Raw genomic sequence first — 23,218 nt, 5'->3', positions numbered from 1 at the left:
AGGAGTAATTATCAACCGTGGCAGGCCAGTTGGCGTGGCTTCGGCAGCTCGCGCGGAATGACTTCATTCCGGCGGCGAGGGGACGGCGGCTCCGACCGGCGGCGGTGTGCCGGTGGTCCGGCCGAAGTAGTCGACGGTGCCGGGGTCGGTGCCGAAGAGGGCTTGCAGGTCGAGTCCCTTGCCCGCGAGGGCGGTGCAGTCGGGGACGACCAGGGGTGCGTCGGCGGCGGAACGGATGTCCGGCAGGTCGCCGCCGGCGAAGCAGGGGTCGACGCTCAGGCCGGTGGTCCGTCCGTCGACGCGCTCCTGGTCCGTCGCCGTACGCCAGGCGGCCAGGTCCGGGTACGAGCGGTTCGCCCAGTCGATGGTGAGGGATCCGGTGGGCGTGAAGTAGTTGTTGCCCTGGAGCACGATGTCGGCGGGTTCGAGTGCCGCCTCCGAGGTGACCACCGGGGCTCCTTCGGTGACGAGGATGTTGTTGCGCAGGCTGACGCCCGTCTGCCCGTCCCGCAGTCGAACGGCAGGGCCCGGGCCGTTCGGGGAGTCCGTCATGACCAGGGTGTTCTGGTAGATGGCCAGATTCCGGATGTCCTTGCCGTGGATGGCCAGCGCGCCGCTGACGGGGAGTTTGCGTCCGTTGTCGGTCGCGATGTTGTAGCGGATGGTGTTGTTCCGGTGCGCGCCGTTCTTCTTGTTCGTGTAGACGTAGTAGCCCGGCCCGTCGTTGTCGAACGCCAGGTTGTACTGGATCGTCGAGGACGAGACGTTCGAGTCGAGGCCGAAGCCCGCGCCGTCGACGTCGGTGCCGGTGTGGTTGCGGAAGGCCGTGTTGTGCTCCAGCAGGACCTGGGTGGAGTCGTACGCCCAGATGCCCACGGGGCCGGCCGGGGCCTCGGGCGAGGAGCGGTTTCCGTTGTCGTGGGCGATGGAGTCGCGGACCGTCGCGTCGCGAACGCTGCCGAGCACGATGCCGTTCCCGGAGTGGGTCTTCGTCGTCTTGGGGTCTCCGACGTTGTGGTGGGACTCGACCCCCTTGATGCGGAGGTTCTGGTGTGCGTAGGTGGGGCGGCCGGCGTCGAAGTCGGGGCCGTAGACCAGCAGTCCGACATCCTTGTTGTCGTGCAGCTTGGCCCCGCTGACCTGCACGTCCTTGAATCCGGTGCTCCCGTCCCCGCCGCCGACCGCGATGCCCGCCCGGAATCCGGAGATGTCGACGTCGGAGACGGTGACACGGTCGAGTTTCCTGCCGTCCGACAGGTCGCTGTAGAGGTTGATGCCTCCGTCGCGGAGATAGGAACCGCCCTTCCCGGTCACGTCGAGATCGTGGATCTCGACGCCGGCCGTGTTGTGGACGGAGACACCGGGGCCGCCCGTCACCGCGACCGTTGCCCGCCCCCCGCCGTACGACCCGATGACGACGGGCTCGTCCGCGCTTCCCGCTTCTCCCTCGCCCACGGTGATGGGGCCGCTGAACACGGCCCCGCCCCGCAGCAGCAGTTTGTCGCCCGCGTCGAGCCCTGTGCGTTCCGCGTGGGCGAGGGAGCGCCATGCCTCGTCCGGTGAGGTGCCGGCATTGTCGTCGTCGCCGCTGGGGCTGACGTAGTACGTGCTGGACGGCGGTGTGTAGTGAGGGGTGGCGGAGCAGCCGCCGGCGGCGAGGACGAGAAGGGTCGCGACGGCGAGAGCGGGCGTCGCGGCTGTCCGGCTCATGATGTTCGGGCCTCCACGGGATCCGGGGGTGAGGTGAGCGGGTCCCGCACCGCGTGGTGCGGCTCGGGCTCGGGCAGAGGCCGGGAGCGGGCGGTGAACCAGGCGGCGGTGCGCCGCAGGCCCTCCTCGACCGGTATGAGGGGTATCCAGCCGAGCTGTTCGCGGGCCCGGACGATGACGGGCCGGCGGCGGGTGGGATCGTCGACGGGCAGCGGGCGGGTCTCGATCCGTGACCGCGATCCGGTGATGCGCAGGACGAGGTCGGCCAGCTCCCGGACCGTGTGCTCGGCCGGGTTGCCGAGATTGACCGGGCCGCCGAGACCGCGGTGGTCGATCATCGCCGTGATGCCGCGCACGAGGTCGTCGACGTAACAGAAGCTACGGGTCTGGCTGCCGTCGCCGAAGACGGTCAGCGCCTCGCCCGCCAGGGCCTGGCGCAGGAACGTCGAGACCACCCTGCCGTCGTACGGCCGCATCCGGGGACCGTAGGTGTTGAAGATCCGCACGATGCCCACGTCGACGCCGAGGCTGCGCCGGTACGCCATGGCCAGGGCCTCCGCGTACCGCTTGGCCTCGTCGTAGACGCTGCGCGGGCCGACCGGATTGACGTTGCCCCAGTAGTCCTCCGGCTGGGGGTGCGTTTCCGGGTCGCCGTACACCTCGCTGGTCGAGGTCAGGACGAAGCGCGCGCCGTGACGTCGGGCCAGTCTCAGGGCGTTCTCCGTGCCCCGGCTGCCGACCGACAGCGTTTCCAGGGGCAGCCGGTGGTAGTCGGGCGGCGACGCGGGACTGGCGAGGTGGGCCACGGCCTGTACCCGCCCGGGGATGTCGAACGGTGTCGTGACGTCCCCGCGTACGAGCCGGAACCGCGGGTCGGAGCGCAGATGCGCGACGTTCTGGGGTTCGCCGGTGCAGAAGTTGTCGAGACACCACACGGTGTCTCCTCTGCGGAGCAGTGCCTCGCACAGATGGGAACCGAGGAATCCGCCACCGCCGGTGACCACGACCTTCATGACGCACCTCCCTGGGGACGTCCCAGCGCGTGCAGGGCCCAGCCGGCCGCACGCCAGGGCTGCGCGTCGAGGCTGTTGCGGGCGTCCAGGAGCAGAGGTGTGCGTACCACCTCGGCGAGGGCGACGGGGTCGACGGCGCGGTACTCCGGCCAGGGCGTGAGGTGCAGCACCAGGTCGGCGTCCTCGCATGCCTTGGGGAGGTCCAGGGCGTACTCCAGGTCGGGGCAGACCGTGCGCGCGTTGTCCAGGGCCTGTGGGTCGTGTACGCACACGGCGGCTCCCTGCCGGTGCGCCTCCGTGGCGACGGCGAGGGCGGGCGAGTCGCGTACGTCGTCACTGCCCGGCTTGAACGAGGCCCCCAGGACGGCGACCCGGCGGCCGGCGAAGGACCCTCCGAGGAGCTGTCCCGCCCGGGTGACGGTGCGCTCCCGCTGATGGGTGTTGATGCGGTCGACCTCGTGCAGGAACGCCACCGACTCGCCGGCGCCGAGCTCCTCGGCGCGGGCCGCGAAGGCGCGGATGTCCTTGGGGAAGCAGCTCCCGCCGAAGCCGAGACCCGGCTCCAGGAACCGGGGGCCGATCCGTGAGTCCGCGCCGACGGCCCGGGCGAGGACCGTCACATCGGCGCCCGCCGCGTCGCACACTTCCGCCATCGCGTTGATGAAGGAGATCTTGGTGGCAAGGAAGGAGTTTGCCGCGACTTTGACGAGTTCCGCCGTGGCCGTGTCGGTGCTGAAGAACTCCGCGCCTGCCCGCAGCAGGGGTTCGTACACGGCCCGCAGCGTCGCCTCGGCGCGCGGTGACGAGACACCCACGACGATCCGTTCGGGCCGCATGCTGTCCTCGACGGCGGATCCTTCGCGCAGGAACTCGGGGTTCCAGGCGACCTCGGCATCCGGGACGGCCGCCGCGAGCCGGCGCCCGAGTGCGGCTGCCGTGCCGACCGGCACGGTGGACTTGCCCACGATCAGGCTGCCCGGACGCAGGTGCCGCGCCAGCTCGTCCGTCACGGCATCGACGTAGCGCAGGTCGGCGGCCTTGCTGTCGGGCCGCTGCGGGGTTCCCACGCAGACGAAGTGGGTCCGTGCGAATGCGGCGCCCTCGGCGAGGGAGGTGGAGAAGCGCAGCCGCCCCGAGGCCACGGTACGGGAGAGAAGTTCGTCCAGTCCGGCTTCGCGGATGGGCGAGTGGCCCGCTGCCAGCGAAGCGATCCGGTCCGCGTCGATGTCGATGCCGAGGACCTCGTGGCCGATGTCGGCCATGCACGCGGCATGGACGGTTCCCACGTACCCGGTGCCGATCACTGTCATCCTCATGACTCACTCCTAACGGTTCGCCAGGTGGGCGGAACGGGCGTAGCCCGCCGGGTTGAGCTGCTGGAACCGCCACGCGTCACGGCACATGTCGGCCAGGTCCCGGGTGGGCTTCCACCCCCAGGCGTGCGCCACGGCGCTCGCGTCGGCGACGAGTTCGCTCACGTCGCCCGGGCGGCGGGGCACGATGTCGTACGGGACGGGACTGCCGCACGCCGCGCCGAAGGCGGCGACGACGTCGAGGACCGAGCTGCCTCTGCCGACCCCGAGGTTGAAGATCTGCATGCCGGGCCGGTCGGCGAGGTGCTCCAGGGCGACCCGGTGCGCCTCGACGGTGTCCATGACGTGCAGGTAGTCGCGAACGGCTGTCCCGTCGGGCGTGGGGTAGTCGTCGCCGAACACATGGAGCCGTTCGCGTCGGCCGACGGCGACCTGCGCCAGGTAGGGCATCAGGTTGTCCGGCGTCCCGCTGGGGTCCTCACCCAGCAGTCCGCCGGGGTGGGCGCCGACCGGGTTGAAGTACCGCAGTGCGAGCACGGTGAACTCCGGGAGCCGGTGGCACACATCGGCGAGGATCTGCTCGCAGGCCCATTTGGAGGCCGCGTACGGGTTGGTGGGCCGGACGGGGGACGCCTCGTCGAGCGGCCCTCGGGAGGCGTCGCCGTACAGCGAGCAGGACGAGGAGAACACCATCCGGTGCACTCCGTGGTCGTGCATCGTCCGCAGGAGGGAGGTCGTCCCGCCCACGTTGGTGTCGTAGTACTCGACGGGCATCCGGGTCGACTCGCCGACGGCCTTCCGGCCGGCGAAGTGCATGACGGCGTCCACGGCGTGGCGGTCGAAGACGGCCGAGAGGGAGCGCCGGTCACGGATGTCCAGCTCGTACACGGCACCGACGAAGCGGCCGGCGATCTCCTCCACACGGGCGAAGACCTCGGGGCCGCTGTTGGAGTAGTCGTCCACCGCGATCAGTTCGTAGCCGTGGTCGAGGAGTTCGACGCAGGCGTGGGAGCCGATGAAGCCCGCCGCGCCTGTGACGAGGATGGTTGACGGTGAGCGCATGGGTCCGGCTCCTTCGTGCGCGTGCGTTCGTGGGTTCGTGGTCACGGCACTCACCAGCTCAGGGCGGCGGCCGCGTAGGCCGGGAAGAAGACGATCGAGGTGGCGACGGGCGCCGCCGACACGAGGCCGATGGCCAGGGGCAGGCGGGCGGTCGCCAGCGCGGCGGTGAAGCGCAGTCCCGACGCCCTGGCCGCCTCCCGCACATGGAGGACGGGCACGGCGAGCGCCACGGCGGCGTAGGCGGTGGCGGCGACGACGCACAGGAAGACGTAACCGGCCGCCGGGCTGGTCAGCTCCCCGTACACGGCGACCGTGGACAGCGCCACGGCGAGCAGGGCGAACGGCGCTGTCAGCCTGGCGAGCAGCGGCTGGGGCCCACCCGTGTTCTTGGGTGTGACCTTGAAGGTCACGGGGCGGGGCCGCATCTTCTGGTGGACCGCGCCGACCATGCCCCAGACGACGAAGGGCCAGCGGGCGAGCGCGAACAGCCAGGTCTCCCAGCTCATGATGGGGGCGGTGCGCGGGCGCATGAGATCCCTGCGTCGCAGCAGCCACAGCGTCAGCATCAGCCACAGGGGCATCGACCAGAAGTGCAGGAGGAAGTCGAAGTAGTTGACGTCCATCCAGGGCAGACCGGTGATCACGGCCACCGGCGGAAGGATCAGCCCGGCGACGATCATCAGGCCGAGCAGCGGGTAGTACGCCAGGGCGTAGCCGAAGCGCAGCCGCAGCAGGAGGGGCAGGCGTCGCAGGTGGTGCGGGAGGAGTCCCAGCAGCATGGTGGTGAGGCTGCGGGACCACTGGTACTCCTGCGTGACCATGTCGGCGAAGGTCAGCGGCCCGTCCCCGTGCGCTTCGGCGTCGATGGCGAAAGCACCGTGCCAGCCGGCCGAGTTGAGCAGGTAGGTGGTGGAGAAGTCCTCGGCGAGCTCGGGCCCGAGCCCCCCGATGCTGCGCAGGGCGTGGGTGCGTACCGCGTAGTGGGAGCCGATGCACATCGGAGCGAGGCCGTCGCTGTGGCCCAGCTGTACGGCGCCGTGCCAGATGGCCTCGCGATGCATCCGCCCCCGTGCCGCCCAGGACGCCGCGTCGGTGGCGTCGCACACGCTGGGTGCGGCGACGTAGCCGATGGCGGGGTCGTCGAACGGCCGGACCATTTCCGCGAGATACGTGGCGGCGGGCACATGGTCGCAGTCGAGCTGAGCCACGACGGCGTAGTTCCAGTAGCCCCAGTGGTCGTAGAAGTAGGCGAGGTTGCCTTCCTTGCAGCGCGTACGCCGCGGCCATCCCGCCCGGTGGTACGGAGTCACTCCGCGCCGGCAGGACACCCGGACGCGGTGCCGCACGCACCACCGCTCGATCTCCTCGCTGGGGTCCTCGTCGCACAGCCAGACGTCATAGGCGTACGGGTAGTCCTGGGCCAGCATGGCTTCGAGGGTGCGGCGGACGGTGGGCCACGGCTCGGAAGGAGCACGGGTCACGGCGAAGGCGACCGCCACCGGTGGCACGGGCATGGCCGGGTTGACCCGGCGCAGTCGCAGGGCGCTGACGAAGAAGTAGCAGGGAAGACCGGTGAGATACAGCAGAAGAAGGCTGTTGACGATCAGCCCGGCCCAGCCCGCCCGGTGCTCCGGTTGCAGCCACCACGTCCAGAACCACAGGAAGGACGCCCCCCAGCCCACGGCGATCGCCCACAGCACGGCTCGGTCCCGCACCGCCAGCACCGGCACGAAGGTCGTCCTCCGAACGGTGCGGACCGGGTACGGGTGCTCGAAGACGGGGCCCGAGCCGGTGATGCGGACGACGTTTCCGTCCGAGATCTGCGCCAGGTGGTGCTCCACCTGGAGAAGATCTGCGGGTTGCGGATCACTGTGCGTCATGGCCGGACTCTCCTGAGTCACCCCTACGCCCTACGTTAACGATGTACGTTAACGCCGTATACGTACGACTTTGCGGCTTTTGGTATTTGATGTCAAACGGAGGCCGCACGCATGGTCAACGAGGTGAACGACGAGCCCGGTGGGCCTCGCCGGCGGGCCGACGGCGCTGTACGCGCACTGCCACCGCATGCCGGAAGCCCTCCCGCCCATACGGGCGGAAGGGCTTCCGAACTGCTGCTTGTGGTGCCCCGGCAGTGACGGGCGCGTGGCGCGCTGGAAGCCCGCGCCGCGCCCTGCCTCCGTGGGCAGAGCGCTCAGCGCACGCTGGCGAAGGCCTTCCAGCCATTGCCGATCTTGACGCCGGAGCCGACGCCGCCGGTGCCGTTGCCGGCATAGCGGTACAGGTCACCGGTCGTGGTGCGGCCGACAATGTCGTCCTTGCCGTCGCCGGTGAGATCGCCGATGCCGACGAAGTCGACCATAATGCCCCAGCCGTTGCCGATCTTCGTGCCGGAGGAGATGGTGCCCTTGCCGGTGCCGTAGTAGCGGTAGAGGTCGCCGTTGGTGGTGCGGGCGACGAGGTCGGCGTGCTTGTCGCCGTTGAGGTCCCCCGCGCCGACGATGGTCAGGCTCTTCCAACTGGTGCCGATCCGGCCGGTGCGGGTGAAACCGCCCGCAAGGGTGCCCGCGTACAGGTACAGGTCACCGGTCGCGGTCTGCCGGGCCACCAGGTCCGGGATGCCGTCGCTGGTGAGGTCGCCCGAGTAGGTCAGGCCGTCGAAGGCCGCCCAGCCGCTGCCGATCTTGGTGTGCGGGGCACCCGTGGTGACGATCTTCCCGCGCTCGGGGGAGTAGCGGTACAGATAGCCGTCCTTGTCGGTGACCAGGGTGTCGTTGGCGCCGTCGCCGTCGAGGTCGCCGAAGGGGACGAGGGTGGAGGTGGTGGGCCAGATGCCACCGTCGGCCTTCGCCGACACCACGCCGGAGGCGTTGCCCTGGTAGACGAGCAGGGAGCCGGTGGTGCCGCGGGCGTAGAGGTCCGGGTATGTGTCGTCGCCGACATAGTCGCGGCGTACGGCAGGACTGGCACCGCCGGTCACCGACACCGTCCCGAGGACGGAAAGGTCCGCCTGGACACCGTCGGCGGGCTTCGCGGTCAGGGTCCAGGTGTAGGCCCCGCTCAGGACGTACTTCCCGGCTGCGTCCTTGCCGTCCCACGACGGCGCGACCAGGCCCCGGGCCTCCTCGCCGGAGAGCGTCCGCACAACCTTTCCGGTCGCCTTGTTCGCCAGCGTCAGCGTCCATGGCCCAGCCGGCTTCGAGACCCACCAACGCGGCGTCCACGCACCGGCCTTGATGTCCATGGCAGGGGTGTCGGCATCGATGACGGCGATTTGGGAGGCCGGAACGTCGGACGGGACGATCCGCACCCGGCGATCCGAACCCGTGTAGGCGACGTGACCGCCGAAGCGGTCGACGGTCCACCCTGAACGCCGTCCGGTGCGGTCACCGAGTTCGGCGGCGGTGGCGACCACCCGCTGGGGGAGGTCGGCCTCCTTGTCGCTGACCGGGAGTCCGTTGTGCAGGTCGACGAGGGTGAGGCCCGCCGCTTCCGAGCGGCGGACCAGGTAGCCGTCGCCGAGGAGTGTCTCGTCGGGCCCAAGCTTCAGGGAACGCTTGGCCTGCCGGTCGTAGACGCCGGCGCCCTTGAAGTCGTTCCAGTAGTCGCTGCACCGCCAGTACACCCAACGGCCCACGGCCTGCAGGTCGCTGGGGACGCAACCCGTGTCGAAGGACTCTCCGGCGGCACCGGTCGACAGGTTCTTCGCCGCCACCCCGGTCGGCACGCCCGAGCTGGTGTCGTCCCACCGGCCGAGGGCGCTCCACAGTGTGTTGCCCCAGACGGAGGCCGCGACCGGCTCCCGCTTCTGCAGCACGTTCCCGGTGTCGGCGTCCTTGAACTGAAGGACCGCCTGCTGGCCGCCCCATGACTGGTTCACGACGCCGAACCGGCCGGAGAGGTCGACGAGTTGCGGGCTGGAGAGTCCGGAGGTCACCCGCGGCCCCCACGAGGCCGTGCCGTTCCGGTAGAGCATCGTGACGTCCTGCTCGGTCCCGGCCTTGCGGCCGTGATGCCCGTCGCCGCCGGCGAACATGGTCACGCAGTTGGTTCCGTGGGTGGGGCTGCAGCCGTCTTCGTCCCGGCCGGACACGGTGCCGTCGACGGTCGAGTCGAGCTCCTCCGGACGGCCGGAGGTCTTCAGCCAAGTGCTGCGATAGCCGCCGATGGTGGTGGCGGGGTTGTAGTGCTTCGAGTCGTCGGCGGTGGTGAGGATGCCGCTGCCCAGCGAGATGCCGGCCGGCTGGGCCTCCCGGTTCTCGATGTCCGCGAGGCGCTTGCGGGTGACGGTGCCGTCCGCTGCGGGGGTGAAGAGGTAGTACCCCCAGTCGAGGGCGCCGTAGGTGGTGTTCTCCTCCGCGCCGGCCACGAGGAGCGAGCCGTCGGGCGTGCGGTGCACCGCGGGGGAGGCGACGGTCAGCAGGGACTCCCAGCTCCCCGTGGTATCGCGCAGGGCGAGATGGTTGCCCCGGTACTCGCTGTCGCCGGGGTTGGGCGGGGTCACGGTGACGAAGTCGTCGCCGAGGCGCCGTACGACGTCGTTGTACGCCACGTCCCGCAGGTCGAGGGTGGTCGGCTCCGCGTCCAGGTCGTCACGGCGGTACACCTGGGCGGCGTAGCTGGACGGGGCGCCGACATGGAAGACGGTGTCCTGGTCGAAGGAGACGCTCTCGCCCTGCGTGGAGAGCGCCTTCATGCTCCCGGTGGCGAGGTCGACGACCCACCACCCCTGGGACATGGTGGAGTCCTCCCACTTGATGCCGCGGACGGCCACGGACCGGGCGTCACCCTCGCTGATGGTCAGGTTCCACCCCTCCGGCAGGCCCTCCAGCTTCCGGTCCCGCACCTCGCCGTTCTCCAGGCGCAGGAGGTGCAGGCTCGTCTCGGCCCCCTCGGCACCGGTCCGGGTGATGACGGTGTCGCCGTAGGTCGCGACGTACGTCTGGCCCTCCGGGATCGGGACCGTGGTCGACGATTCGCCGTCGGCCCGCTGCTGGAGCGTCACGTGCGGGGTCGGGGCCTCCGCGTAGAGGGCAACGGTGTCGGAGCCATGGCCGAAGTCCGACGGGTACGTGGCGAAGCGGAACTCGTCCACGTCGTAGGCGAGCGGCTCGGGCAGCCGGTGGTCGAGGACGGTCGTCGCGCCGGTGGCGTAGTCGATCCAGCGGAGGCGGTCGTCGCCCTCCTGCGCGGTGAGGAATCCGGTCTCACCGGAGTTCAGGACGATGGTGGCGCGGGGCACGAAGCGTGCGCCCGGGCTGATGACGACGGGATCGGCGGCCACGCTGCGGGTCTCGGCGGCGGCCGCCCCCGCAGTGGTGCCGATTCCGGCTGTCACGGCGAGCGTGACAGTGAGAGCGATACGACCGAGCGCGCGCCGGCGGCGCGTGGCCCGTCTGTTCAGCGGACGAATCACGAAAGAGCCCCTCCCCAAGGTAAGCGACGCAGGGAGGGGGCTCATGAAACCGCCGCTCGTCCCGGCGCGCGAGGGTGACGGTACCAGGAGCGATCACCACGCGACATCCATTTTCGAACCTGTTCAAAGACTGACCGTGCCCCATCGGCATCGCTCCGCCGGCAGCCGCAGTCCCCCGTGAGCCCCCGACCGATCCGGCGCGGTTGTGGCACGGGAAGGTGTGATCCGCAGCCGAATTACCTACGCAGAGGTGAGTACGTGGACTCTGCTCGGTTCCACGGCGAGCCGGAAGGCTTGAGGCATGTCGCAACGACCTCTGAAACTCGTTCCCCAGCTGACGGCGATCCTCGTGCTGGCTGTGATGACGCTAGCGGTGTGGGCTTCCTGGCTCGGCTGGGACCAGCACCGTGACGTGCAACCTGATGGTTCGGAGACCGGCCCGTACGAGGCGTGGCAGGTGATCGGGCTGCTGCTGACTCTGCTGGCGCCCGTGTACTGGGCGGCATCCCGCCGCTACATCGCAGGCGCCGTGCTCGGCGTCACGGCCGGCCTGACCGTTGCCGCCTTCTACGACTGGTCGGACGACGCCAGCGGTCTCTTCTTGATCGGCGTGGGGATGATCATGATGGGGAGCCTCGCCGTGACCGGCGTCGCTTCCGCCGTGATCGTCTCCGTGAAGGCATGGGCCGACTCGACTCGAAAGCGATCTTGAAAACCGTCGTCGCAGCGACGTGACCGTTGATTCGGATCCCGCACCCACCGCACGTGAACGGCCCCTGACCGGGTGAACCGGTCGCGGGCCGTTCTCGTGCGTGCTGTCCGTCCGACATCGTGGTTCCCCGTCAGTTCCCTGCACGTCGGGCGGAAACGCCGCGCTCACGAAAAAGGGCCAGTTCGAGAGGATCAAGCCTCTGAACTGGCCCCTTTGTGGTGTGCCCCCGGCAGGATTCGAACCTGCGACACCCGCTTTAGGAGAGCGGTGCTCTATCCCCTGAGCTACGAAGGCGCGCCTGGCAACCAGGTCGCGGTGGCGCGGCCCGTGAAGGCTGACCCACCGCGGTCAGTGTAGCGGGTGGTCTCCGGTCCGCAGGCGGGGACAGGGGTGCGCCGGATCATGCGGGGTGAGCGTGGGTGATCTTGGGGCGGGAGGTCGGTGTGCAGCCGCTGATCCGTGGATCACGGTGCACACCGGGCCGCTGCCGTCCGTGCGGGGCGTCGTGCTGGGGTCCGTGCCGTCGTTCGGGGCTCACGCCTCGCCGAAGGCGTACGGGCCGCACGAATCCCAGTCCACGGTCTTGGTGCCGTACTCGCCCACGCACGCCTGGATGACGACCGGGGTTCCTTCGGCGAGGTCGAAGTCGTACAGCGTGTTGGTGCCCTTCCCCTTGGAGTTCCACAGGGTGTACGTACGGGGCGTGCCGCCGTTCGTGTCGAAGATGGCGACTGCCGAGTGGCCGTCGGCCTCCTGGTCGATGATGTTCACCTTCTCGCCGTAGGCGGTGAACGACACCATGGACGCGTAGTAGTTCTTCGCGCTGATGTAGCAGTCCTGTTCGGCCCAGGCGTTGGTGCCCATCATGACCGTGAGCGCCGCCGCGGTGCCCACCGTGCCCAGTATCCGCTGGTACGGACGCATTGCTCTCCTTGTGCAGCCGTTGTCGGGTGTCGGGGTCAGGCGTCGACGACGTTGCCGTACTCGCCCGCGCGGGTCACGCCGTCGTTGGACGCCCAGATGTGGACCCGGACCGGGGTGCCTTCCGCGACGCTCCGGTCGCAGAGGGTCGCGCCCGAGGTGGAGGTGTCGTCGAAGCAGACGCCCCCGGTGTTGTGCCAGACGCCCGACGAGTCGCGGTACTGCAGCTGCACACGGGTGCCCCAGCCGTCGGCCGCGATGTCCTCGGCCCACAGCTTCTCGCCGTAGGGCTCCAGGGTGCCGTTTCCGCCCAGCTTGGTGGCGCCGGACCAGGTGTTCCACCAGGAGGCGGTCGAAAGGCCGCTTGCGGACGCCGGGCCGGCGCCCAGGGTGGACATGAGGCCGAATGCGACGACACTTGCGGCGCCGACGACAAGGGAACGGTTGATGGCGAGTTTCATGCGTTTGCTCTCTCTCATGGGAATCACAACTCCCTTTGCCTGTACGAGGCGTGGGGAATTGTCGGCGTGCGATCCAGGAAGACTAGGCAGCGCCCGACAGGGCGGGCAACGGTTCCCGGTGGCCAATAAGCGCCAATGCGGCGGGGCGTGGGTCGGGCCGGAAGCGGGGCGGTGAGGCGCCGTCGGCCGTCCCCGAGAATGGCGCGATTGCGTCATCCCGTATGCCCAGTTGGTGAAATTGATCGACTTTGCGGAGCCCTTGGACGCGCGCGCGATGATCTAGGGTCGCCACCCAGGTGGAAAGCGTCACTGCACGTTCATGGGGGCCGTGTATGGATCACCCATCGATCATCGATGATGTGGAACTCAGCATTCTGCTGTTGCTGTTCCAGGGGCTCGGGGAAGCCGCCATCGGACGGCAATTGGGCCTCGGGCACCGCACGGTTCAGCGCAGGATGCGCAATCTGATGATCCGCTGGCGGGTCACGGGGCGCGTCGCCCTGGGTGCCCGTGCCCAGGAGCTGGGGCTCCTCGCGGAGGATGCCCCTTCCGGGGTGCCTGCCGGGCGGCCCCCTCCTGAGGGGCGGCCCGGCGGCGCGTCCGGGGTCAGTGGTTGATGTCGACCACGATGCGGTTCGGGGCGGTCAGCTTGAAGATCTTGTACGAGGAGTAGTCGCCGAGCGCGAGGCCGATGTGGAAGGCCCGCGCCTCGGGGTCGTAGATGTCGGTGCGGCCCTGGCCCTTGAGGCTCGGGAAGTCGTACGTGGCGTACGACGGGCTGGTGTACACCACCGTCGAGGTGTTGAAGTCGAACGTGGTCGCCGGGGAGAGGTAGATCTTCAGGTACTCCTTGCCCTGGATCGGGACCACGTGCTCGTTCGTCTCGTCGCCGCAACAGGTCAGCGGGGTCGTCTGGGTGCTCGTCGTCCACTGGGGAATCGTTCCCTCGCCCAGGTCGATCACGAAGCGGTCGTAGTCGGGGTGGGTAGCGGCGCGTACGCCGAGGACGCAGATCCCCTGACAGTCCGGAGCGACGGACGCGGCGGCCGGCGCCTCGGGAGCGGCGGCCTGGGCCTGCGGTGCCGCGACGAGCAGGGCGCCGGCCGCGCATGCGACGACCGAAGCCCAGAGGCGAGCGTGTGCCGTGAAAGCCATGTGAAGGTCCCTTCCCCGATCCCCAATTTGTCCCGTGACAGTAGATACACGCGGAAGGAAATTGACCTGCCCATGATCAAAAGGCCGATTCTTGCCGTGATCACCTGCGGCGCTCGACGAAAGATGTCCGGAAGTGGATGCCCGACTTTGTGGAGCTCCAACGCGTGGGATGCCAGGGAGAGTTGGGAGAGAGATTGCCCGTGTGCACTGGCCCGCGGTGGCCCTCGTGCGCCACCGGGCCGGGGCCCCCGAACGGTGTGTGCTCCGGCTCTTGCCGAGCAGACTAGGAAACGCACCTTGAAACGAAGTATCAGACAGCGGCGCGCGCGTGGGCTGGTGGTGGCAGGGACCGCGGTCGCGCTCATCGCCACCCTGCCCTCGCAGGCCGGTGCCGTGGATCCCAAGATCCCGGACGGGGCGGCGCAGGGATGGTCGGCCCAGTCGGCCGACAAGGCGGCGAAGGACGGCGAGCAGCCGGTCGCGGCCATTCCCCCGCAGCGGCGCGCAGCCGTGCAGGGAGAGGGATACACCGCTTCCAAGGACGTGGCATGGACCACCTCCGGGGATGCGGAGGGCTTCCACGTGCTCGTGGCCGACGCGGCCAAGGGGTACGAGTGGAAGACCGCCGCCACCCTCTCGGAGCCGGGCTTCGAGGCCGACGCCTGGATCGGGAACGCCTGTGTCTCGGAGTCCGGGAAGCTGGCGGCGGTGGCCTACGCGCCCCGTACGTTCACGAACAAGCCCGAACTGATGGTGCGCGGCGCGTTCACCGCCGTCGTGGACCTGGAGTCGGGGAAGGTCACCAAGCTGCCGTACCAGGCAGCACTGGCGTACTTCTCGCCCGGCTGCGGTACGGGTGAGAACGCGGTCTTCACCCAGCTCTCCCACGACGGGGACAAGAAGTCCGGAACCCGCCTCGTCTCCGTCGACCTCGCCGCCGGCAAGGCCGCGAAGCCGGTTCTGTTCGACGGCCAGGTGACCTCCGCGGTGCCGACGGCGCAGGGCATCGTGGCGGCCGACGGAGCGCGGCTGGTCAGGATCGGCAAGGACGGCAGGAAGAAGACGATCGCCCGTACGGGCAGCGTCCCCTTCCAGCTGCGCGCCGACGGCGACGGGGGTGTCACGTACATCGAGCGGATACCCGGCTCCGCGAAGAAGAAGACCGACGAGGGCGACAGCCGGGCCCAGCGGGTGAGCGCCCAGCAGATCAGGAGCGGCGACGCCCGGCCGGCCACGCTGGTCCGCGGCGAACTGACGCGCTGGGACCTGGCGTCCTCCGCCGACGGCACCGTGTACGTCACGGGCGAGGCGAAGACCGAGGGCAAGCTGCCGAGCAGCGTCAAGAACCGTGGCGACCTGGACAAGGACGCCCGGATCTCCACGCGCGGCGAGACGGCCGTGGGTACCGTGTGGGCGCCGGGGAAGAAGTCGCCCGTCCGTGCCGAGGGCGAGGGCGAGGCCCGTACGGTCCGGACCGAGCTGCGCATGCTCGACACCGGCAAGACGGCGTCGCTGGAGGCGCTGCCGGGCGGCAAGCCGCTCGGGGGCGTGAAGGAGCAGGCCGCGGGGACCGCGACGTCCCCCGCGCTGCCCGGGGGCGGAAAGGCCGCGAAGACCTCGAAGACCGCCAAGTCGGCGGGTTCCACCGCGTCGGGCGCCACGGTGCTCGCCGGTTCGCCCACCGACCCGGTCGAGGCCGAGCGCACCTGCGCCGTACCGCGCAACGACGTCCGCAAGCAGGCGTTCCAGCCGACTCCGCGCCAGGTGGAGTGGGCGGTGAACCAGACGGTCGCTGGCACGCTCAACAAGCACGTCTCCCGTGCCGCCAACTGGAAGAACACGGGCATGGCGGCCTACCAGCCGCAGTCCCTCTTCCCGCTGGACCTGATGTACGGGGACACCAACGGCGTACCGGACCGCACCGACGACTGGCACGTCCCGTCACAGGTCCTGCTCGGCATCACCGCGCAGGAATCCAACATGTGGCAGGCCACCCGCTTCGCCGTCCCGGGTGTCACCGCGAACTCCCTGATCGGGAACTTCTACGGTGTCGACTACGCCCCCGACGGTGAGCAGACGGACCCGTGGCTGATCAACTGGGGCGACGCCGACTGCGGTTACGGCATCTCCCAGGTCACCGACGGCATGCGCCTCGCCGACCAGGGCGTCACGCTGAGCAAGACGCAGCAGGAGGCCGTCGCACTGGACTACACGGCGAACATCGCCGCCGGTGCGAACATCCTCATCGAGAAGTGGAACCAGACCGCGAAGACCGGGCTGACCGTCAACAACGGCCACCCGCGCTACATCGAGAACTGGTTCTTCGCGCTGTGGGCCTACAACTCGGGCTTTTACGAGAAGGGTGGCGACCCCGCGGGCGGCGACGACCACTGGGGCGTCGGCTTCACCAACAACCCGGCCAACCCCATCTGGAAGTACAACCGCACCCCGTTCCTGGAGAACGCGGACGGCGGGGACGACTACTCGCACGCCGCGAACCCGCAGCACTGGCCGTACCAGGAGAAGGTCATCGGCTGGGCCGCCCGGCCGATCGCCGCGCTGTTCGGCCCCGGTGACATCCAGGCCGGTTACCGACCCGCGTGGTGGACCAACAACGGCTACCGCACGATGGCCAAGCCGCCGATCGACCTGTTCTGCACCATGGAGAACAACGACTGCTACTCGGGCCGCATCGGTGACGGTGACTCCAACGACACCGGCCAGGGCGCCTGCACCCTCGACGAGGGGAACAAGGACACCAACCCGCACTGGCTGCACTGTTGGTGGAACACCTCGGTGGAGTGGAAGGACTGCACACTCCTCGCGATGTGCGGCAACGCCGTCCATCGGTTCAACGACACCTATGTCGAACAACCGGACGCGAACTCGTATCCGCCGCAGTGCGACCTGGGCGGCCTGCCGGTCGGGTCCCAGATCGTCGAGGACATCCCCCGCGGTGTGGAACCGGCGGGCAGTGCGAGCAGAACCTGCGGCCAGTCCGCATCGGCGGGGACGTTCCAGTTCACCTTCACCGCGTCGAACGGCACGTATCCAGGAAAGATGGACCTGCACCAGATCGGGGCAGGTGACAACAACCACTTCTGGTTCTCCCACACCAGGGACAAGACCACGACGGACGGCGGCCGGCTCTTCACCACCGGCAAGTGGACGCTGGGCGAGTCGAACATCGGCTGGACCAGGGTCCTGGTGCACATGCCGGACCACGGCGCGCACACCAGGCAGGCCGCCTACGTCGTCGGCGGGTCGGACTCCGAGTCGCCGGTGCGTGTGGTGCCGCAGCGCACCCGTGAGAACCGTTGGGTGAGCCTGGGAGTCTTCCGCTTCACCGGCACGCCCTCGGTCTCCCTGTCGACCCACACCAAGGACGGCGGCACCGGGGAGGACGTGGCCTGGGACTCCGTCGCGTTCCAGAAGCTGCCCGGAAAGCCGAAGCACCAGATCGTGGCCATGGGTGACTCCTTCTCCTCGGGCGAAGGTGCCTCCGACGGCAACGCGGACTACTACAAGGAGACCAACTACCGGGATCCGCTGAACGAGGAGACCCGCAACGCCTGCCACCGTTCCAAGAAGACCTGGTCGCGCCAGGCCAAGACTCCGGGGGCGTTCGCGTCCGTCGGTGAACTGGCGGACAGCTGGGACGCGAGCATGGACTACCACCTGATCGCCTGCTCGGGTGCGCGGACGTACAACATCCTGAAGCATCCGGAGAACGGCGAGCTGCCGCAGATCGACAAGGGGTATCTGGACCAGAACACGAGCCTGGTCACGATCTCCATCGGCGGCAACGACTCCCGCTTCGCCGACGTCATCCAGAAGTGCCTGATCTCGTTCGGATCGGGCAGCTGCGAGACGAAGGCGTTCGAGTCGCACGAGCCGAAGATCGACCGTGACGTCGACGGCGACGGCACGATCGAGACCAACCGGGACGGCCCGTACCAGGGACGCGAGATGCAGGAGGCGCTGCCTCTGCTGATCACCCAGGTGGTGAAGACGGACATCGGCGCCGCGATCGACCGGATTCACGGCGAGGCGCCCAACGCCAAGATCATGCTGATGGGTTACCCGAAGCTGATCTCGGGCGACGCGGGCTGTCTGCGGCTCGGTCCGCTCGGACTCTCCAAGGAGTCCAACGACTGGCTGAACTTCATCGCCGCGCACCTCACCAGCGAGATGAAGGACGCCGCGCTGCAGGCCCGGAGCAGGGGCATCGACGCGCGGTTCTCCGACCCCACGACGAACTTCGACGGCAAGGGCGTCTGTGGTAACCCGGAGAGCATTCACGGCATGGTCAAGACCTTGACCGACAGCGACAACACGATCAAGGACTGGCCGATCCTGAGTTCCTACGGCCTCTCGGCGCAGTCCTTCCACCCGAAGATCGGGGGCGCCCGGCTGTACGCGGACGCCATGGAGTGGACGATCGACGGCTGGGTCTAGCGGTACGCAGTATCCGAGTGAGTGAGTGAGTGAGTGAGTGAGCCGGCCGGGGAGCATTCCCCGGCCGGCTGTCCGCTTTCCGCTTTCCTATGCCTTCGGAACGGTGTGGTAGCCAGCGTTCAGGGTCCATTCGAACAGCGTGCCCCCGCGCTCACGGAGGCCGGCCAGGGTGACATCCGCGGGTTCCGAGGTGCAGCTGCTGTAGATGGTCCTGCCGGTGGCACACGGGTCCGGGGTCTTCAGCTTCTCGTTGTCGCCGGGCACGTCCCAGGACAGCTGTTCCCCTCCCGTGAGGCTCCCGATGCCCGGCCGGTAGGCGTGCGGACTCTCGTAGGTCTTCTCCTCGTAGTAGCGCAGGGCGGTCCTGACCGAGCCCTCGTTCCAGACGGTGGGGGTCTTCATGGTCCGGAGCTCCCGCAGCACCTCCGGTACGGGGCGGTCGACGACGAAGTACAGGTGCAGCCGCATCCCGCAGGTCATGGCGGGCTGTTCCTGAGGATTCGGGTCGAGGTGGTTCTTGCCGCCGCCCCGCGCGCAGGTGTCCACCACGGTGGTACGCAGGACCGGGCCCCACGGGGACGCCGTGCCGATCTCCTCGGCCCGGGCCCGCAGTTCGCGCTCGGCGCGCTCCCGCTTCTTCCGGACCTCGTCCGAGGTGGCGATCCCCTTGAGCTTGCTCTGACTCGGGCCGCCGGAGCAGGCGCCGACCCCGGCCAGCAGGAACACGAAGAGCAGGGATGCGGCCTGGCCGGACCGGCGGCGTAAGCGTGAAGTCATGGGACGAGTCTCCTACAGGGCCGGAACATGACAGGACGGCGGACCGGTTCGGTGGCCGGGTCCGCCGTCCTGGAATCGGGGGTGGGGTTCCTTCTACTTGAGGGCCAGGCTGTGGCCGGATCCGGTGGAGATCGCGGTCACGCCGGACGTGGCGGCGGCCGGGACGTAATTGCTGCCGGGACCGTTTCCGCCCCAGGCGATGACCTTGCCGTTCTTCAACGCGAGGCTGTGGAAGCTGGCGGCGGCGATGGCCGTCACACCCGACTGGGCCTCGGTCGGGACGGTGGTACGGCCCTCCCGCGTGTCGCCCCAGGCGATGACCTGGCCGTTCTTGAGTGCCACGCTCTGCGCGAACCCGGCCGCCACGGCGGTCACCCCGGTGGTGGCCGCCGCGGGCACGTTGTTCTGCCCGAAGTAGTTGTCACCGCCCCAGGCGATGACCTTGCCGTCCTTGACCGCCAGATTGTGTGAGTGTCCCGCAGAGATCGCGGTCACCCCGGACTGGGCCTCCACCGGCACATCGAGGTCGCCCCCCAGGTTGGGGCCGCCCCAGGCGATGACCTTGCCGTTCTTCAGCGCCAGGCTGCGGTCGCCGCTGGCGGAGATCGCGGTCACGCCGGACTGGGCCTCGACCGGGACGTTCAGCTGGCCGCTGGCGTTGCTGCCCCAGGCGATGACCTTGCCGCCCTTGAGCGCGAGGCTGTGGTCGTATCCGCCGGCGACGGCGGTCACACCGGACTGCGCCTCGACGGGGACGTAGATCTTGTTCGTCGTGCAGTCGGTGACCTGCCAGCAGACCCAGGTGCCCCACATGAGGACCTTGCCGTTCTTGATCGCGAGGCTGTGGTAGTCGCCCCCGTCGATGGCGGAGACCCCCGACAGTGCCTCGGTGGGGACGGTGGCCTCCCCCCAGTTGTTCTCGCCGGCGGTCCAGGCCAGGGTGGTGCCGGTCGCGGCGGCGGTGCCGGCCGACGCGTGGACCGGTGCGGCGCCCAGGGTGATCAGCAGGCCCGCCCCGACAGCTGCCGCCAGGCGCAGCGGAGAGCGGGTGCGGTTCTGCGAAGTGCTCGGCATATCAGGTTCCTTGGAGTTCGAAGTGATGTGACGAGTGGAGTGACCGGCGCGCGTCCTCTACTTGAGGACCAGGCCGTGGCCCGATCCGGAGGAGATCGCGACCACGCCCGAAGTGGCGGCGGCCGGGACGTTGGTGGCGCCGGGGTAGGAGCCCCCGCCCCAGGCGATGACCTTGCCGCTCTTGAGGGCGAACGTGTGGCCCCCGCCGACGGCGACGTCGCTCACCCCCGACTGGGCCTCGGTAGGCACGTTGATGCGGTTGTACCGCGAGTCGCCCCAGGCGATGACCTTGCCGTCCTTGACCGCCGCGCTGTGGTACAGCCCTGCGCCGATGGCGGTCACTCCGCTGGTGGCCTCGGCCGGGACGGTGTTCTGGCCCCAGTAGTTGTCGCCGCCCCAGGCGATGACCTTGCCGTCCTTGAGGGCCAGGTTGTGGAAGTCTCCGACGGCTATGGCGGTCACCCCCGACTGGGCCTCGGCCGGTACGTCGAGCTCTCCCCTGAGGTTCGAGCCGCCCCAGGCGATGACCTTGCCGTCCTTGAGCGCCAGACTGCGGTCATCGTGGGCGGCGATGGCGCTCACCCCGGACTGGGCCTCGGCCGGGACGTTCAGCTGGCCGGCGACGTTGCCGCCCCAGGCGATGACCTTGCCTCCCTTGAGGGCGAGGCTGTGGTCCTCTCCGCCCGCGACGGCGGTCACGCCGGACTGGGCCTCGGCAGGCACGTAGATGCTGTTGGTGCTGCAGCCGGCGGCCGGCCGAGAGCAGCCCCAGCTGCCCCACATGATCACCTTGCCGTTCTTGACGGCGAGGCTGTGGATGTCGCCGCCGTCGATGGCGGTCACCCCCGACAGCGCCTCGGCCGGGACGTCGGTCTCCCCCCAGTTGTCCTCCCCGCCGAAGGCGAGGACGGTGCCCGTGGCCGCCGGGGTGGCGGTACCGGCCGTGGCGTGGACTGGCGCGGCGGCCAGGGCGATCAGCAGGCCCGCCCCGACGGCGCCCGCCAGTCGCAGCGAGGGTCTGGAACGGATGAGTGAAGTGCGCGGCATATCAAGGTCCTTGTCGGGTAGAGGTGGCCAGGCATCGCGAAGGCCGGCCCCCGGAAGAGGGGCCGGCCCGTCCCGTGGGGGGACAGATCAGCGGCGCGGGCTGAACGAGATCACGTCGCCGGCCCGCTCACCGCCCGAGAGCTGGCCGTTGCGGTCGGTACGGATGTAGACGCGGTGCAGCCACCGGTCCTTGCCGTCCCACCGCGGCGAGAACGGCGTACGGGCGTGCGTCGTACGGAAGTTGTCGATGATGAGGACGTCACCGGGGACCAGGCTGACTTCCTCGGTCACGTCGTCGAGAGCCGCGGACAGCGCCGCCACGGCTTCCTTGTCGGCGGGGTCCACGGGAGCGAGGAGCTCACGGTCGTACCCCAGCAGCGGGTCCTTCTCGTCGCCGTAGAGCGGCTTGACCTCGGCGATCGCCCCCGGGTCCTCCACCCCGCCGCGGAACGCGACGTCGACCATGCACGGCATCTTGCGGTCGAAGAGGCGCGTGCGCACCTCGTCCGAGAGCAGCGGCAGCGCCTTGCGGACCGAGCCGACGAGGGTCTTCGCCTTGCGCTCGTGGTCGGCGCGGGAGCAGGCGAGCATCACGTAGTTGGGCTGGAGGACGTGGTACGCCATCTCCGTGTGGAACTCCAGCAGCGTCTCGGAGGTCTCCGAGGAGAGGTGGTGCGCACCCGGCGACGGATACACGTCGTGGTAGACGGTGCCGGAGCGGAGCTCCTGGTAGCCCGTGTGGAGTCCCAGTCTGCGCCCGATGAGCGCGAGCATCGCCTCCATGGACAGCAGCCCGCGCTCCACGGGGGCCGGGGTGCTGGTGGGGGTCGGGGGCAGGGCGTCGCCCTGGTCCACCGGCAGTCCGCGCAGCAGCAGATAGCCGTCGTTGTTGCCGTCGGCGTTGAACTCGTCGAGCGCGGCACCCAGGTGCGCGGGCAGCTCCACCGATTGCTGCTTCGCGGTGTCCAGGAAGGCGTACAGGTCGGCGCGCGGGACCTTCGGCAACTGGGCGGTGAGCGCGCGGAGGTGATCGCCGTCACGGGTGCAGTCGATGATCGGATCGGTCATGGTGCGTTGTCTCCTTCGCTTCTGGGGCGATGGGCGCGGGCGTACTGGTAGAGCAGTTCCGCGCCGATCTCGGTGGCCAGGACGGAGGTGATCCCCGCGTGGTCGTAGAGCGGGGAGACCTCCATGACGTCGAAGCCGACCGGTTTGAGGTCCCCGATGCAGCGCAGCAGCGCGAGGACTTCGCGGGAGGTCAGTCCTCCCGGGGCCGGGGTGCCGGTGCCCGGGGCGAACGCCGGGTCGCATACGTCGATGTCCACCGAGACGTACACGGGGCGTTTGCCGACCCGCTCGCGGATGAGGTCCGCCGTCCGGGACACCGGGTTCTCGGCGAACTCGTCGGCGGTGACGATCCGGACGCCGTGCCCGCGGGCGTAGTCGAGCGAGTCCGGCTTCGGGTTGTGGCCGCGGATGCCGATCTGGACCATGGCCGACGGGTCGACGATCTTCTCGTCGATGGCGTGCCGGAACGGTGTCCCGTGATGGAACTCGCCCCCGTAGAACGCCGGGTTGGTGTCGGAGTGCGCGTCCAGGTGCACCACCGCCACCGGTCCGTGCTGGTCGGCGACCGCCCGCAGACCGGCCAGGGTCAGCGAGTGGTCGCCGCCGATCATCAGGAACGCGGCGTTGTCCGCGAGCAGCGCCCGCAGGTGCTGCTCGGCCGTCTCCATGGCGATGTGCATGTTGAACGGCGTCAGGTCGATGTCGCCGGCGTCCGCGCACCTGATCAGATCGAAGGTGCCCGGGCCGCGGTCGATGCCGACCCCGTGGATGAGCCCCGACTCGTTGCGGATGGCGCGCGGACCGAACCGGGCGCCCGGACGGTAGCTGGTGCCACCGTCGTACGGGGCGCCGATGACCACCACGTCGTAGCCGCTCGGTTCGGTGTCGTGCGGCAGCCGCATGAACGTGGGGATCTGCGCGTAACGGGGCGAGACGTGCGAATCGATGCGCTGCACTGGTTCACTCCCCTTCCTGGGCCGGCCGGTGACCGGGCACGGGTGCGGCGTGCAGCTGGGGCGACCCGGCCGGCC

17 protein-coding genes and 1 tRNA gene are annotated in these 23,218 nt (G+C 69.5%); 3 read left to right on the top strand and 15 right to left on the bottom strand.

The window, feature by feature from the left end; genetic code table 11:
• Window positions 1-63 precede the first annotated feature (63 nt).
• The 6 genes from OG230_RS15085 to OG230_RS15060 all read right to left on the bottom strand — a co-directional run bounded on the left by OG230_RS15085 (window position 64) and on the right by OG230_RS15060 (window position 10,436).
• On the bottom strand, window positions 64-1,710 hold the full coding sequence (locus OG230_RS15085; RefSeq protein WP_328910730.1) for a right-handed parallel beta-helix repeat-containing protein: 1,647 nt from the start codon (window positions 1,708-1,710) through the stop codon (window positions 64-66).
• On the bottom strand, window positions 1,707-2,723 hold the full coding sequence (locus OG230_RS15080; protein ID WP_328910729.1) for a UDP-glucuronic acid decarboxylase family protein: 1,017 nt from the start codon (window positions 2,721-2,723) through the stop codon (window positions 1,707-1,709). Before OG230_RS15080 ends, OG230_RS15085 begins: the two co-directional genes overlap by 4 nt.
• The gene (locus tag OG230_RS15075) at window positions 2,720-4,039 is read right to left on the bottom strand and encodes a UDP-glucose dehydrogenase family protein (protein WP_328910728.1); all 1,320 of its coding nucleotides are present in this window, start codon (window positions 4,037-4,039) and stop codon (window positions 2,720-2,722) included. The genes OG230_RS15080 and OG230_RS15075 overlap by 4 nt, the downstream gene beginning before the upstream one ends.
• Window positions 4,040-4,048: 9 nt before the next feature.
• Entirely contained in the window at window positions 4,049-5,098 is a 1,050-nt protein-coding gene (galE, locus tag OG230_RS15070; RefSeq protein WP_328910727.1) for a UDP-glucose 4-epimerase GalE, read from the bottom strand.
• Window positions 5,099-5,148: 50 nt separating this feature from the next.
• Window positions 5,149-6,978, bottom strand: a complete 1,830-nt coding sequence (locus tag OG230_RS15065) for a glycosyltransferase family 2 protein (RefSeq protein ID WP_328910726.1) — start codon at window positions 6,976-6,978, stop codon at window positions 5,149-5,151.
• A gap of 314 nt (window positions 6,979-7,292) precedes the next feature.
• Complete coding sequence (locus OG230_RS15060; protein ID WP_328910725.1) at window positions 7,293-10,436, bottom strand: FG-GAP-like repeat-containing protein; 3,144 nt, start codon at window positions 10,434-10,436, stop codon at window positions 7,293-7,295.
• 379 nt (window positions 10,437-10,815) lie between these two features.
• On the opposite strand from OG230_RS15060, the gene OG230_RS15055 reads away from it, so the two are divergent.
• The gene (locus tag OG230_RS15055) at window positions 10,816-11,226 is read left to right on the top strand and encodes a hypothetical protein (protein ID WP_328910724.1); all 411 of its coding nucleotides are present in this window, start codon (window positions 10,816-10,818) and stop codon (window positions 11,224-11,226) included.
• Window positions 11,227-11,447: 221 nt separating this feature from the next.
• Here OG230_RS15055 and OG230_RS15050 read toward each other — a convergent pair.
• The 3 genes from OG230_RS15050 to OG230_RS15040 form a co-directional block, all read right to left on the bottom strand.
• Window positions 11,448-11,520: transfer RNA gene (locus OG230_RS15050), tRNA-Arg, on the bottom strand.
• Window positions 11,521-11,760: 240 nt separating this feature from the next.
• Window positions 11,761-12,150: a hypothetical protein gene (locus OG230_RS15045; protein ID WP_328910723.1), complete on the bottom strand. Its 390-nt coding sequence runs from the start codon at window positions 12,148-12,150 to the stop codon at window positions 11,761-11,763.
• 35 nt (window positions 12,151-12,185) lie between these two features.
• Window positions 12,186-12,626 carry a hypothetical protein gene (locus OG230_RS15040; protein ID WP_328910722.1) on the bottom strand — a complete coding sequence of 147 codons (441 nt, stop codon included), beginning with the start codon at window positions 12,624-12,626 and terminating at the stop codon, window positions 12,186-12,188.
• Window positions 12,627-12,967: 341 nt separating this feature from the next.
• On the opposite strand from OG230_RS15040, the gene OG230_RS15035 reads away from it, so the two are divergent.
• Window positions 12,968-13,225 carry a LuxR C-terminal-related transcriptional regulator gene (locus OG230_RS15035; protein WP_328910721.1) on the top strand — a complete coding sequence of 86 codons (258 nt, stop codon included), beginning with the start codon at window positions 12,968-12,970 and terminating at the stop codon, window positions 13,223-13,225.
• On the opposite strand, the gene OG230_RS15030 is transcribed toward OG230_RS15035, so the two are convergent.
• Window positions 13,215-13,763: an AMIN-like domain-containing (lipo)protein gene (locus OG230_RS15030; RefSeq protein ID WP_328910720.1), complete on the bottom strand. Its 549-nt coding sequence runs from the start codon at window positions 13,761-13,763 to the stop codon at window positions 13,215-13,217. The genes OG230_RS15035 and OG230_RS15030 overlap by 11 nt on opposite strands.
• Before the next feature lie 297 nt (window positions 13,764-14,060).
• On the opposite strand from OG230_RS15030, the gene OG230_RS15025 reads away from it, so the two are divergent.
• A complete protein-coding gene (locus tag OG230_RS15025) occupies window positions 14,061-18,221 on the top strand; it encodes a NocE (protein ID WP_328910719.1) in 4,161 nt (1,386 codons plus the stop codon).
• Window positions 18,222-18,308: 87 nt separating this feature from the next.
• Here OG230_RS15025 and OG230_RS15020 read toward each other — a convergent pair whose 3' ends face one another.
• From OG230_RS15020 to speB, 5 genes are all read right to left on the bottom strand, one after another.
• Window positions 18,309-18,998 (bottom strand): hypothetical protein, encoded by a 690-nt coding sequence (locus tag OG230_RS15020; protein WP_328910718.1) that lies wholly within the window; start codon window positions 18,996-18,998, stop codon window positions 18,309-18,311.
• 93 nt (window positions 18,999-19,091) lie between these two features.
• The gene (locus OG230_RS15015) at window positions 19,092-20,072 is read right to left on the bottom strand and encodes an RCC1 domain-containing protein (protein ID WP_328910717.1); all 981 of its coding nucleotides are present in this window, start codon (window positions 20,070-20,072) and stop codon (window positions 19,092-19,094) included.
• A 57-nt stretch (window positions 20,073-20,129) separates the two neighbouring features.
• Entirely contained in the window at window positions 20,130-21,119 is a 990-nt protein-coding gene (locus tag OG230_RS15010) for an RCC1 domain-containing protein (protein ID WP_328910716.1), read from the bottom strand.
• Window positions 21,120-21,206: 87 nt separating this feature from the next.
• On the bottom strand, window positions 21,207-22,187 hold the full coding sequence (cs1, locus tag OG230_RS15005; protein WP_328910715.1) for a clavaminate synthase Cs1: 981 nt from the start codon (window positions 22,185-22,187) through the stop codon (window positions 21,207-21,209).
• Window positions 22,184-23,143 (bottom strand): agmatinase, encoded by a 960-nt coding sequence (speB, locus tag OG230_RS15000; RefSeq protein ID WP_328910714.1) that lies wholly within the window; start codon window positions 23,141-23,143, stop codon window positions 22,184-22,186. Before speB ends, cs1 begins: the two co-directional genes overlap by 4 nt.
• Window positions 23,144-23,218: the final 75 nt, after the last annotated feature.

Source organism: Streptomyces sp. NBC_00234 (assembly GCF_036195325.1).
In the GTDB taxonomy this organism is placed as follows: Bacteria; Actinomycetota; Actinomycetes; order Streptomycetales; family Streptomycetaceae; genus Streptomyces.
The sequence above is the reverse complement of the archived record's forward strand: the minus strand, read 5'-3'. Positions and strand labels throughout refer to the sequence as shown.

Coding starts and splice junctions, on each gene's coding strand:
- OG230_RS15055 (WP_328910724.1), top strand. CDS start 10,816: ATGTCGCAACGACCTCTGAAACTCGTTCCCCAGCTGACGGCGATCCTC.
- OG230_RS15015 (WP_328910717.1), bottom strand. CDS start 20,072: ATGCCGAGCACTTCGCAGAACCGCACCCGCTCTCCGCTGCGCCTGGCG.
- galE (WP_328910727.1), bottom strand. CDS start 5,098: ATGCGCTCACCGTCAACCATCCTCGTCACAGGCGCGGCGGGCTTCATC.
- OG230_RS15030 (WP_328910720.1), bottom strand. CDS start 13,763: ATGGCTTTCACGGCACACGCTCGCCTCTGGGCTTCGGTCGTCGCATGC.
- OG230_RS15040 (WP_328910722.1), bottom strand. CDS start 12,626: ATGAGAGAGAGCAAACGCATGAAACTCGCCATCAACCGTTCCCTTGTC.
- OG230_RS15020 (WP_328910718.1), bottom strand. CDS start 18,998: ATGACTTCACGCTTACGCCGCCGGTCCGGCCAGGCCGCATCCCTGCTC.
- OG230_RS15045 (WP_328910723.1), bottom strand. CDS start 12,150: ATGCGTCCGTACCAGCGGATACTGGGCACGGTGGGCACCGCGGCGGCG.
- OG230_RS15010 (WP_328910716.1), bottom strand. CDS start 21,119: ATGCCGCGCACTTCACTCATCCGTTCCAGACCCTCGCTGCGACTGGCG.
- OG230_RS15065 (WP_328910726.1), bottom strand. CDS start 6,978: ATGACGCACAGTGATCCGCAACCCGCAGATCTTCTCCAGGTGGAGCAC.
- OG230_RS15085 (WP_328910730.1), bottom strand. CDS start 1,710: ATGAGCCGGACAGCCGCGACGCCCGCTCTCGCCGTCGCGACCCTTCTC.
- cs1 (WP_328910715.1), bottom strand. CDS start 22,187: ATGACCGATCCGATCATCGACTGCACCCGTGACGGCGATCACCTCCGC.
- OG230_RS15080 (WP_328910729.1), bottom strand. CDS start 2,723: ATGAAGGTCGTGGTCACCGGCGGTGGCGGATTCCTCGGTTCCCATCTG.
- OG230_RS15075 (WP_328910728.1), bottom strand. CDS start 4,039: ATGAGGATGACAGTGATCGGCACCGGGTACGTGGGAACCGTCCATGCC.